Origin of the sequence: Halomonas sp. GT, assembly GCF_002082565.1 — a bacterium.
Taxonomy (GTDB): domain Bacteria; phylum Pseudomonadota; class Gammaproteobacteria; order Pseudomonadales; family Halomonadaceae; genus Vreelandella.
The window spans coordinates 2,703,044-2,715,169 of sequence record NZ_CP020562.1; the positions used below are offsets into that span (position 1 = coordinate 2,703,044).

Below are 12,126 nucleotides of genomic sequence, written 5' to 3' on the forward strand. Positions count from 1 at the left end.
CCAGACGTCAGTTGCGCTATGGTGTGTCGGTCACTAAGCCGTAACGCTTAGTATGACTTACCCCTCAGCATGACTTACCTTGTGTGATTTTTTTGGGTTAATACGGATATAACTACCCCATGCGACGAATCCCCTACTCTTACGCGCTTGCTAGCCTGCTAGTTCTGGCGCTTGTGATATGGCTAGCGGTTGGCGATTTCCAACGTTTCCAAAGCAGTCCACCTGACGTAAATGCCACTGAGCGCGACTCAACACCTCGTGTAGAGGTGATAACCCAGCAGAGCGCGCCCTATATTCCTAACCATGTGCTGCAAGGCCAGCTAACCGCGGAAAGAGAGACACTGTTGCGGGCCAACGTGACGGGATATGTTGCAGAAAAACCGGTGGCCCAAGGAGAAACCGTCAACCGAGGTGATACACTGCTGGTACTGGACAACGACGCGCTGCCCCAACGCCTACAGCAAGCACGTGATGAGTTAACACTTGCAGAAGCGGAGTACGCGGGTGCTCAAAGCCTACGCCGCCGTGAGCTGATTTCTCAGCCAGAATTGTTGCGTCTGCAGAGTGCACTAAGCGCCAGCGCCGCCCAGGTAGCTCAGCTGGAAAAGCAGTTAAGTGATACCCGCCCAACTGCGCCCTTTGAAGGCGTGCTAGACCGCGTCCAAGTTGAGTTAGGCGACTTATTGCAACCCGGCGAAGAGTGGGCACGACTGATAGACGACCGGCAGTTAACCGGTACCGCTTGGGTGTCCCAACAGCAAATAGGCGAATTGAGCGTTGGCTTGCCAGTCACAGCACGACTGCTCAATGGCCAGTCGCTTTCCGGTGAAGTGTCTTACATTAGTAGCCGCGCAGAAGAAGCCACTCGCACGTTCTATATCGAAATAACACTCGACAACCCAGAAAGGCAGCGCTTAGCAGGGAGCAGCGCTGAATTCACCATAACGCTACCACCTCGTCAGGTGCATACCTTATCCCCCGCGCTATTTAGCCTCAATGAGCAGGGCCAATTAGCCATCAAACATGTTGTTGAGAATAACCGCGTTGCCCAAACGGCTATTGAGCTGGTCAGTGCTGATACCGAACGTGCCTACGTTACCGGCTTACCTAACTCCGTGCAGTTGATCACCCTCGGCGCAGGCTTGGTCAACCCAGGCGAAACCGTAACGCCGGTGTCTCCCCATACCCAGGAAGGTGGTCATGCGGCAGTTGATTAATGCGGCGTTAACCCACACACGCACTACCCTACTGCTTCTGGCTGGTCTGCTGCTGGCGGGTACAACTGCCTGGCAGATGATTCCGAAAGAGGCGAATCCAGACGTCACTATCCCGATCATTTACGTCTCTCTTTCTTTGGAGGGCGTTAGCCCGGAAGATGGCGAGCGCCTGCTGATCCGCCCTATGGAGCAGGAGCTGCGCGGAATTGAAGGGCTGCGCAAATTTACCGCCCAGTCCAGCGAGGGACATGGGTCGGTGACGCTGGAGTTTGATCCTGGCTTTGATCCGGATACAGCGCTTTCTGATGTACGCGAACGCGTGGATATCGCCCGCAGCAGCTTACCGGATGAAGCTGATGAACCACGGGTCATGGAGGTGAACGTCTCCGAGTTTCCGGTGCTGAGTATCGGCCTTTCTGGCGAGCTGGATACCCGCGAACGGGTAACTATTGCGCGGCGTTTGAAAGAGGAAATAGAGGGCATTGCTGACGTCCTGGAGGTCGACATTGCTGGCGACCGAGAGGACTTACTCGAAATCGTCGTTGATCCGCTGGTACTGGAAAGCTATGGTGTTGATTTTGATACGCTATTTAATCAAATTTCACGCAATAATCGTTTGGTCGCTGCAGGGAGCTTGGATACTGGTGCTGGGCGACTAGCACTAAAAGTACCGGGCATTATCGAATCGTTAAACGATGTCATGGATATGCCGGTGAAAGTTGACGGCGATCAGGTCGTCACGTTTGGCGATGTTGCGTGGATATTACCGACCTACAAAGACCCCGAAGGATTTGCCCGCATCGACGGCCAGCCTGCAGTAGTGCTGGAAATTTCCAAACGCGCTGGGGCGAATATCATCGCCACCATTGACGCAGTGAGAGAGCGCTTTGCTCAAGCGGGAGACCTGCTGCCGGATCAGCTACGTATCACTACGATTTTAGATAAGTCGGTTACCGTTCAAAATATGCTCTCTGAGCTATTAAATAACGTGCTCACCGCGGTGGTATTGGTATTGATTGTCGTAGTAGCCGTGATGGGCTGGCGCATGGCGCTGCTGGTAGGCCTGACTATACCCGGTGCGTTTTTAACCGGCATTCTGCTGGTTTGGGCGTTTGGGTTTACGCTCAACATTGTGGTGCTATTTGCGCTCATCTTAGTCGCTGGCATGCTAGTGGATGGGGCGATTGTGGTCAGCGAGCTTGCTGACCGCCACCTTCATGAAGGGCAATCTCCCCACCAGGCTTGGCTGAATGCAGCGACACGCATGAGCTGGCCGGTTATTGCCTCCACTGCGACAACGCTTGCGGTATTTGTGCCGCTGCTGTTTTGGCCAGGCGTGGTAGGTCAGTTTATGAAGTACCTACCTGCTACTGTTATTTTATGCCTGCTTGCGTCGCTCGCCATGGCGTTGGTGTTTTTGCCTACCCTGGGTCGACTATTTACCCGCACATCCCATACAGCTACTGCTGGGGCCGGCCCAGTCGATGAAAGCACGTCGCTTGGGCGCGCCTATCGCCGCTTGCTAGGACGCTTGCTGCAGCACCCTGCCTGGGTATTAATGTTTGCAGTGCTGCTCATTGCACTGCTATACACTGGCTATGCACGCTTTAATCATGGTGTCGATTTCTTCCCCAATGTAGAACCAGACAGCGCTCAGGTTCTGGTACGCGCTCGTGGCGATTTTTCCGCTGACGAAACCGATACCATTCTACAACGGGTAGAGGCTCGCTTAGGCAGCATGGGGGAAGTCGAAGCGCTTTATGCACGCTCCTTTGCAGTACCCGACCAACAAATGGGTAATGATGTGATCGGCATGTTGCAGTTTCAGTTTGTGGACTGGTATCAGCGTCGCCCAGCCCGCACGATTTTGGCGGACATGGCCGAGCGCACCCAGGACCTACCGGGGATAACGCTAGAGTTTCGTGAGCAGGAGATGGGGCCTGGCGGTGGCAAACCTATTGTGCTCGAAGTCAGCGCCACTGATCCAGACATCGCAAACGCTGGCGTTGACCAGATTACGGCACTAATGCACGAGCTAGGCGGTTTTACCGACATCCAGGATAACCGCAGCCTGCCCGGGGTCGAATGGCAGGTAAAGGTTAATCGTGAAGCCGCTGCCCGCATGGGCACCGATATCACCACCATTGGTAGTGCCGTACAGCTACTGACCACTGGCCTTCAAGTTGCAAACTACCGCCCCCCCACAGTTACTGACGAGGTGGATATTCGCGTGCGCTTACCGGAACACTGGCGCACGCTCAACCAGCTTGAACGACTGACGATCAACACCCCACGAGGCCAAGTGCCTATTGCTCACTTTGTAGACATTACGCCCGCCCCCAAAGTAGGCACCCTGAATCGTATTGATGGACGCCGTGCGATTACTGTTGAAGCCGATTTAGCACCTGGCTATTTAGCGGATGAGCGGTTGCGAGCACTACTAGAGGCAGGCCAAAGCCAACTTGACGATAGCTTGATGGTTAATGTGGCGGGTGAACAAGAAGATCAGCAGGAATCCATGCAGTTCTTGATCAGCGCTTTCTTGATCGCGATTGGGCTAATGGCACTGATTCTGGTGACACAGTTCAATAGCTACTATCAAGCAGCACTGGTGCTATCGGCCATTGTGTTCTCCACTGCGGGCGTTTTGATGGGGCTGCTCATTACTGGCCAAGCGTTTGGTATTGTCATGGTGGGCATGGGTATTATCGCCCTGGCAGGTATTGTCGTTAACAACAATATCGTCTTGATCGACACTTACAACGAGCTGCGCGGCCAAGGCATGTCCCCGACAGAAGCGGCTTTAGAAGCAGGCACCCTGCGCTTACGGCCAGTGCTTCTCACCGCCATTACCACCGTACTGGGGTTAATGCCGATGGTGCTAGGGATCAACGTTAATCTTTTTGCACCCGCGCTAGGGTTTAACGCCCCTTCCGCCCAATGGTGGACACAAATGTCCAGCGCGATTGCAGGCGGCCTTACTTTCGCCACTGCCCTGACACTCTTATTAACCCCTTGCATGCTAGTGATAGGCGGCAAGCTAAGGCGTGAGAAGTGAGGCTGCAGCTGGGACACTGTTCGCGGGTGTCTCAGTTGCTCGTGCCTCGCAAGATTCGCTACACCGCGCTACAAAACATACTGAATTCACAGGGGTTGTAGCGCGTGGCAAGCGAAGCGCACCCGCGGGGCAGCGCAAAGCGCTACGCAGGTGACTTCATCTGTTGAGGGCTGTGGGCGGCGTGCAGGCGTGCAATTAGCTGATCCTCCAGGGCGAAGCGCTCTGCTAACCCTTTCGCTAAGCGATCAATCCAGGCAGGTAAACGCACTAGATTCTGCTGGCAGCGTACCGGTGAGGCGAAGTCTTCATCGAACTCCAGTACCATGGCCGTTGACATTTCTAAGCGCTCAAGGAGCTTTGCCGCAATGTGTAGCGCGCTCTCATCATCAAATGCCTTCGCTTCCTCAGCAAGCTGGGGGTAAATCTCGAAGTGCCCAGCGCTGATGTAGTCCATCAACAACTCACTAAAGGTGTCTATGCGCGCTTTGCTAATCGCCTCTAATTCGGCGTCACAAGCTTCTTTCAGCTCAATGAAGCTGACTAACAGCGAGCGGCGCTGATCAAGCCAGCGATCAATCAAGCTATGCACGCCCCCCCAGCGCTCCAGGGCATTTTTGCAATCTTCGAGCATGGGGCTTTCTCCTTGCAGATAGCCGTCTCCAACTAAGCTAGACTCGCGCGTCCGTAGACACCTGTCAATCCTAGCGGGTACGGTTTACTTAATTAAATGAGGCCAATCAATTGACGTAAACCATACCACTTATTTAACTCTTTTTTACAGACCATATTTTTACAGACCATATTTTTACAGACCATATTTTTAAAGACTATGTTTTTAAAGACTATGCTTTTACAGACTATGTTTTTACAGACTATGTTTTTAAAGACCACAGAATACGCAGAGGCGCGATCGCGAGCAATAAAAAGCCGATCAAGGTCCATGCAGGCAGCGACAGGCCTAAGAACATGAAATCGATTTCAGCACACTCACCTGAGCCGGTAAGCACCATGGCAACGACTTCTTGCATCGGCAAGATATCCATCATGTACTCAAGGCCTGGGCCACAAGTCGGCACTTCGTCAGCGGGCAAGCCTTGAAGCCATACATGCCTTCCCGCAATAAAAGCACCCGTGCCAACTGCGGCCAACCCCAGTAAACCGTAAATAGCCTTGCCTACTTTACCATTGGGGTTATGAAGGGCGGCCACACCCAACACGATCCCTGCCGCAATTACCGCGACCCGCTGAAAAATACACAATGGGCAGGGCTCCAGCCCCATAATATGCTCAAGCCCCAGGGCTACCGCCATCATTAGTATGCAAAAGGCGAACCCTGCTAACGCGATGGGGCGAACTGCTAATGATGTCATTGACCATCCTCTGGTGAAATAGCAGACAGCGCTCTGGATTCACGGGCTTTGGCAAAGTAAGTGCTTAAGAACTCACTAAAGCTCTCTTGATCGGCTTCTTCAATATCGTGCTGCTGTTGGTGCGAGGTTTCGATCAACTGAGCAAGCAGTGCTTCACGAGAACGCAGCATGGGCGTAGATTTCAACTTGTCGGCCTGCTCTTGAGCTAATTGCAACAACGTATCGCTAAGCGAGCCATTACCAGCCTCCAGGCGCGCTAGCAGCTGCGCAGAGGGTGTTAAAGAAGGATCTTTCAGCCGCGGCGCTAACGCATCGAGTGCCGACGCATGAGGGGTACCCTCTTCTACTGCATCCAATAGCCGTGCTACCTCAGCCATTTCCGCAAAAATCTGCTCGCCCCACTCGCAGACAGAGGTTGCTATGCCGTTGTGCACCAGGCTTAACGCGGGATCACGCCCACGCTCTACCACTAAGCGGCGATTGTCGTCTAAGCGGTCGCACTCTTCGTCTGAAATCCATGGGCTATCGCTTAACAGACACCACATTAAGAATGTGTCCACAAAGCGCATTTGGTCTTCAGTGACACCCAATGGATCAAAGGGATTAAGATCCAGACAGCGTACTTCAATGTACTCCACACCACGTGCTTCCAGTGCTTGACTGGGCGTTTCGTTGTGTTTGGCCACTCGCTTGGGACGAATGTCGCTGTAGTATTCGTTTTCAATCTGCAAAATATTGGCATTTAATTGCTGCCAATCATCGCCGTTCTTCACGCCCAGTTTTTCGTAGTCTGGCCATGGGGTGGAAATAGCGTGCCGTAGCGTGTTGACGTAATTCGACAATGAGTTAAAGCAGATTTTAAGCTGCGACTGCACTTTGTTCTGGTAACCCAAATCTGACATACGCAGCGTGGTCGCATAGGGGGCGTAATAAGTATCGTCGCTCAGCGACTGAAGTTTTTCAGGCACGGCGCCTGTTGGCAGAAAGCTTTTGTCGATGGCGGGTGATGCGCCGAATAGATAGAGCAGCAGCCAGCTATGACGACGAAAATGCCGAATCATGCCGAAATAACGTGTAGAGCGATAATCGTTAAAAGGAATATTGGTGGCTTTTTCAAGCTCACGCAGGGCGTGCCACATATCATCGGGTAAAGAGACGTTGTAATGCACCCCAGCGATGGCCTGCATAATACGCCCGTAGCGCACATCTAACCCTTTACGATAAACATGCTTCATGGTGCCTACATTGGAGCTGCCGTAGTCGGCAATCGGCACGCTATCGTTACCAGAAAGCCGAGATGGCATGCTGCCTGGCCAGATCCACTCATTCTCCAAGTGGTGATAGGTAAACGTGTGCAGGTCGGATAAAAACGCCAACGCCTCTTTTGGCTCTGAATACACTGGCGTGATGTATTCCAATAGCGCTTCGGAGTAGTCAGTGGTGATATGTGGGTGGGTTAGCTTAGAACCCAGGGCGTAAGGGTGCGGCGTTTGAGCAATATGGCCATTGCCGTCAACCCGCAGGCCTTCTTTTTCCAACCCGCGACGCAGGCGACCTAGACGCCCTAAGCGCGCGCTCGGAAGCAATCGCTCTACCTGGGCAGTCAGTGTAGATGGCACGGTGAGAGGTTCAGACAAGGTGAACACTCCTTGTTAGTAAGGCCTGCGTATAGCAGGCCTTGTTGAAATCAGTTGGTATCGCCATGTGGCTCATCACGTTTTTCATCAAGAATAGAAGGCAGGATATGGCGGCAACCATTAAATATTCAAGACGCGCGACTATTTGCCCTGCTTTGCTTTAAGCAGCGCTGCACCGAGCGCTCCCATTGGCGCGGCTGCTTCGCTGGGCTTTCCGCCTTGGCGCTGACCGCCCTGTCCGCGACCATTCTGCCCAGCACTCGCCGAACGCTGGCTACGCGCAGACTTGCGAGGCTCGCTGCTGGTGGAACTTGATGCTGTTTGCGCCTGCTCTGGCTCATCATCCAAACGCATTGAAAGTCCTACTCGCTTACGGGGAATATCCACGCTCATCACCTTAACGGTAACGATATCGCCTGCTTTGACTACACTGCGTGGGTCATCGATAAAGCGATCGGAGAGAGCCGAAATGTGTACGAGTCCGTCCTGATGAACCCCAACATCTACAAAGGCACCGAAGTGGGTCACGTTGGTAACGGTACCTTCCAGCACCATTCCCAGCGTCAGATCTTTGAGCGTTTCGACGCCTTCACGGAATTCAGCCGCTTTAAACTCAGGACGCGGGTCGCGGCCAGGCTTATCCAGCTCTTTGAGAATATCGCTGACGGTAGGAACACCAAAACGCTCATCAGCGAAGTCGGCAGGCTTCAATGCTTTTAGTGTCGCGCTATCACCAATCAGACCTTTTATATCTCGACTATTCTGCTTGGCGATACGCTCTACAAGCGTATAAGCCTCTGGGTGAACAGCGCTGGCGTCCAACGGATTTTCAGCATTGCTGATACGTAAAAAACCAGCACACTGCTCAAACGTTTTTGGCCCAAGGCGGCTAACTTCCAACAGCTCTTTACGGCTTTTGAACGCCCCTTTAACGTTGCGCTGAGCAACAATATTTTCAGCTATGACAGCACTTAGCCCGGCAACACGTGAAAGCAGCGCGCTAGAGGCAGTATTGAGATCCACACCGACTGCGTTAACACAATCTTCTATCACGACTTCCAGGCTACGTGAGAGTTGCACCTGGGAAACATCGTGCTGGTACTGACCAACCCCAATAGATTTCGGCTCGATTTTCACCAGTTCTGCAAGCTTGTCTTGCAGACGACGGGCAATAGAGACAGCGCCGCGTACAGTGACATCAAGATCCGGCAGCTCGCGGGATGCGTATTCCGACGCAGAGTAAACCGACGCACCGGCCTCAGACACCATTACTTTACTTAAACGATGCTCGGGTGCTGACGCTTTCAGCAGATCACCTGCCAGCTTGTCGGTTTCACGACTGGCGGTGCCATTGCCAACAGCAACGAGTTGAACGCCATGCTGTTTAACCAGCTTGGCGAGCACGTTGAGCGATTCGTCCCAGCGATTTTGCGGCGCATGAGGGTAAATGGTGGCTTGGTCGATAAATTGACCGGTCGCATCTACCACCGCGACCTTACAGCCGGTTCTTAAACCTGGGTCAATCGCTAGCGTCACTTTTTGCCCAGCAGGCGCTGCCAGCAAAAGGTCTTTCAGGTTGGCGGCAAACACCTCAATAGCGGTGAGCTCAGCCTGCTCGCGCAGACGGCCCAGCAACTCGGTTTCAAGCGCGGTATAGAGCTTTACACGCCACGTCCAGCGCACTACTTCACCCAACCATTTATCGGCGGGGCGGCCTTCATCGCTAACACCTACTTGTTTGGCAATCGCCACTTGGGCAGGGTGAATCGGTGCGTCCTCTTCACCTGGCAGACGAATCGCCAGACTTAGAATGCCTTCGTTGCGACCGCGGAACATAGCAAGCGCACGGTGAGATGGCACTTTGGCCAGTTTCTCGTCGTGCTCAAAGTAGTCTGAGAACTTCGCGCCCTCCTGCTGCTTGCCGTCTAGCACGCGGGCACTTAGCTCGCCTTCCTGCCACAGACGTTCACGCAACCGGCCAATGAGTTCTGGGTCTTCGGCGAAGCGTTCCATGAGAATTTGCTTAGCACCATCAAGGGCGGCTTTGGCATCTTCAATGGCGGGAATATCACCTTCTGCTGGGCGCAAATACTGCGCTGCTTCGCTCTCGGGAGTAAGCTGCGGATTAGCCAACAGAGCATCAGCCAATGGCTCTAAACCCGCTTCACGGGCAATTTGTGCTTTTGTACGACGCTTTTTCTTAAACGGTAGGTATAAGTCTTCTAGGCGCTGCTTAGTTTCAGCTGCCTGAATCGTTGCTTTTAGCGTGGTATCAAGCTTGCCCTGCTCGTCGATAGCCGCTAATACGGCTTCACGACGCTCTTCAAGCTCACGCAAATAGCGCAGGCGCTCATCCAATTGGCGCAGCTGAATATCATCAAGGGCACCCGTCACCTCTTTACGGTAACGAGCAATAAACGGCACGGTAGCGCCACCATCCAGAAGTTCTACCGTTGCGGAGACCTGTTCAGGTCGTACGTTTAGCTCAGTGGCTAAGCGTAAAATAATGCGTTGTTTGACATCCATAACGTGCAACTAACTCATGCAGCATTCGAGGTGCCGACAAGGTACCACAATCGCTGCATGAACGCCCTACACAGGCACAAACCGCAGTGCTACACCGTTGTTGCACCAACGCAAGCCGGTGGGCTCAGGGCCATCACCAAAGACATGGCCTTGATGACCTCCACAACGTGCACAGTGATATTCCGTGCGTGGCCATACCAGTTTGAAATCCAACTTGCTTAACAAGTGGCCTTCAACATGCTCGAAAAAACTTGGCCAACCTGTGCCAGAGTCATACTTCATTGCGCTGGTGAAAAGTACAAGATCGCACCCAGCACAGCGGTATTCCCCCTCCCCAACCTCTCCGTCTAAGGGGCTTGAAAAGGCACGCTCAGTTCCCTCTTCACGCAGCACGTAAAATGCTTCATCAGACAAGCGTTCCCGCCATTCGTCTTCGCTTAATTCAAGCTTTTCAAGGTCGGGGGCTGCTTCAAGGTCTAATCGCGGAAAGCCAAACGAGACGCCAGGAAGAATCCCTGCCAGCCCCGTTAGTCCCGCAAGACCTATAAAATGACGTCGCTTCATTTGCGCACTCCCTCAACACGTCAAGGACGCAGACATAAAAATGGGACAGCGCCGTAGCGCTGTCCCATTTTGACTGCTTGACTGTCCAAACGTTCGATTAGCTATCCAAACATTCGACAACCCTTACCCTGTTGTACATATCAGGTTAACTGCGGGCCTGCCTTGATAATTGCTTCGTTAACGCCTTCAAACTTCTTGAAGTTATCAACGAATTTGGTAGCAAGATCTTGCAGGTGACGATCATAGGCATCTTTGTCAGCCCACGTTTCGCGAGGATTGAGCAGGCTAGAATCCACACCCGGCACCGCTACAGGTACTTGAAGGTTAAGGCCATCGATGTGCTGGGTTTCAACATCACGAAGCACACCTGACTGAATGGCACTGATAATAGCGCGAGTGGTTGGGATAGAGAAACGTGAACCACCTTCACCGTAGGCACCACCTGTCCAACCGGTGTTGACGAGATAAACCTGAGCGTCTTTCTTATCTACCCGCTTGATCAGCAGGTCGGCGTATTCACGCGCAGGACGTGGGAAGAACGGCGCCCCGAAGCAGGTTGAGAATGTAGCAGCCAAGCCTTCAGATGAACCCATTTCGGTAGAGCCTACTTTCGCAGTGTAGCCTGACAAGAAATGGTACGCGGCAGCTTCTTTAGAGAGAATCGATACGGGGGGCAACACGCCAGACATGTCGCAGGTCAGGAAGACGATAGCGTTAGGCTCACCTGCCAGGTTCTCAGGTACACGCTTTTCAACGTGCTCTAGCGGATAGGCGGCACGAGAGTTTTGAGTCAGGCTGTCGTCGGCGTAATCCGGCTCGCGACGATCGTCAAGAACAACGTTCTCCAGCACGGTACCAAACTTAATTGCGTTCCAGATAACCGGCTCATTCTTCTCAGAAAGGTCGATACATTTAGCGTAGCAGCCACCTTCCATGTTGAAGACGATGCCGTCGCCCCACGCGTGCTCATCATCGCCAATCAGGTAGCGTGCTTGATCAGCGGAAAGCGTGGTTTTACCTGTGCCCGAAAGACCGAAGAACAGGCAGGTTTCGCCGTCTTCACCGACGTTCGCAGAGCAGTGCATCGGCAGAACGTCAGCTTCTGGCAACAAGTAGTTCTGCACAGAGAACATTGCTTTCTTCATTTCACCGGCATAGCGCATACCGGCAATTAACACTTTGCGCTCGGCAAAGTTGATAATGACACAGCCATCAGAGTTGGTGCCGTCGCGGCTTGGATCACACTCAAAGCCCGCGGCGTTAAGAATCGTCCACTCTTCTTTAACCGCTGTGTTGTATGCCTGCGGGCGCACAAACATGGTGCGGCCAAACAGGTTTTGCCAAGCAGTTTCTGTGGTAACACGAACTGGCAGGTAGTGTGTGTTATCGCTGCCTACATGAAGTTCAGCTACGAAGTGCTCACCGCTACCCAGATAATCTTCTACACGTGCCCAAAGCGCTGAAAACTTCTCAGCATCAAATGGGCGGTTCACGCTTCCCCAATCGATGCTATCGCGAGTAGAGGGCTCGTCGACGATATAGCGATCTTTCGGTGAACGCCCTGTGCGTAGACCGGTGTTTACCACCAGCGCACCGTTAGCCGACAGGCGGCCTTCACCACGGGCCACGGCGCGCTCGATCAGTTCGGCGCTGCTAAGATTAACGTGGGCTTGGGGAGCGGCTTGAGTCGTGGTCATGTCGATTCCTGGGTCTCGAATTTACCGGGCGTCAACGACGCCTTGAGAAATCATCTC

General features: G+C 53.2%; 8 protein-coding genes. 2 read left to right on the top strand and 6 right to left on the bottom strand.

The window, feature by feature from the left end; genetic code table 11:
- Positions 1–119: 119 nt before the first annotated feature.
- Positions 120–1,217 carry an efflux RND transporter periplasmic adaptor subunit gene (locus B6A39_RS12575; protein ID WP_083006224.1) on the top strand — a complete coding sequence of 366 codons (1,098 nt, stop codon included), beginning with the start codon at positions 120–122 and terminating at the stop codon, positions 1,215–1,217.
- Positions 1,201–4,275 (top strand): efflux RND transporter permease subunit, encoded by a 3,075-nt coding sequence (locus tag B6A39_RS12580; protein ID WP_083006226.1) that lies wholly within the window; start codon positions 1,201–1,203, stop codon positions 4,273–4,275. Before B6A39_RS12575 ends, B6A39_RS12580 begins: the two co-directional genes overlap by 17 nt.
- 142 nt (positions 4,276–4,417) lie before the next feature.
- Here the strand turns inward: B6A39_RS12580 and rsd are convergent, their stop codons facing one another.
- From rsd to B6A39_RS12610, 6 genes are all read right to left on the bottom strand, one after another.
- Positions 4,418–4,906, bottom strand: a complete 489-nt coding sequence (gene rsd / locus B6A39_RS12585; RefSeq protein WP_083006228.1) for a sigma D regulator — start codon at positions 4,904–4,906, stop codon at positions 4,418–4,420.
- Between the two features lie 241 nt (positions 4,907–5,147).
- Positions 5,148–5,645 (bottom strand): disulfide bond formation protein B, encoded by a 498-nt coding sequence (locus tag B6A39_RS12590; protein ID WP_083006230.1) that lies wholly within the window; start codon positions 5,643–5,645, stop codon positions 5,148–5,150.
- Positions 5,642–7,282, bottom strand: coding sequence for a glutamate--cysteine ligase (gene gshA, locus B6A39_RS12595; protein ID WP_083006232.1), 1,641 nt, complete (start codon positions 7,280–7,282; stop codon positions 5,642–5,644). Before gshA ends, B6A39_RS12590 begins: the two co-directional genes overlap by 4 nt.
- Before the next feature lie 141 nt (positions 7,283–7,423).
- Positions 7,424–9,808 carry a Tex family protein gene (locus tag B6A39_RS12600; protein ID WP_083006234.1) on the bottom strand — a complete coding sequence of 795 codons (2,385 nt, stop codon included), beginning with the start codon at positions 9,806–9,808 and terminating at the stop codon, positions 7,424–7,426.
- A 66-nt stretch (positions 9,809–9,874) separates the two neighbouring features.
- On the bottom strand, positions 9,875–10,372 hold the full coding sequence (gene msrB, locus B6A39_RS12605) for a peptide-methionine (R)-S-oxide reductase MsrB (protein ID WP_083006236.1): 498 nt from the start codon (positions 10,370–10,372) through the stop codon (positions 9,875–9,877).
- 140 nt (positions 10,373–10,512) lie between these two features.
- The gene (locus B6A39_RS12610; protein ID WP_083006239.1) at positions 10,513–12,069 is read right to left on the bottom strand and encodes a phosphoenolpyruvate carboxykinase; all 1,557 of its coding nucleotides are present in this window, start codon (positions 12,067–12,069) and stop codon (positions 10,513–10,515) included.
- Positions 12,070–12,126 lie beyond the last annotated feature (57 nt).

What these genes read in the sequence shown, in the direction of transcription:
- B6A39_RS12575 (WP_083006224.1), top strand. Translation starts at nt 120, where the DNA reads ATGCGACGAATCCCCTACTCTTACGCGCTTGCTAGCCTGCTAGTTCTG.
- B6A39_RS12580 (WP_083006226.1), top strand. Translation starts at nt 1,201, where the DNA reads ATGCGGCAGTTGATTAATGCGGCGTTAACCCACACACGCACTACCCTA.
- rsd (WP_083006228.1), bottom strand. Translation starts at nt 4,906, where the DNA reads ATGCTCGAAGATTGCAAAAATGCCCTGGAGCGCTGGGGGGGCGTGCAT.
- B6A39_RS12590 (WP_083006230.1), bottom strand. Translation starts at nt 5,645, where the DNA reads ATGACATCATTAGCAGTTCGCCCCATCGCGTTAGCAGGGTTCGCCTTT.
- B6A39_RS12600 (WP_083006234.1), bottom strand. Translation starts at nt 9,808, where the DNA reads ATGGATGTCAAACAACGCATTATTTTACGCTTAGCCACTGAGCTAAAC.
- msrB (WP_083006236.1), bottom strand. Translation starts at nt 10,372, where the DNA reads ATGAAGCGACGTCATTTTATAGGTCTTGCGGGACTAACGGGGCTGGCA.
- B6A39_RS12610 (WP_083006239.1), bottom strand. Translation starts at nt 12,069, where the DNA reads ATGACCACGACTCAAGCCGCTCCCCAAGCCCACGTTAATCTTAGCAGC.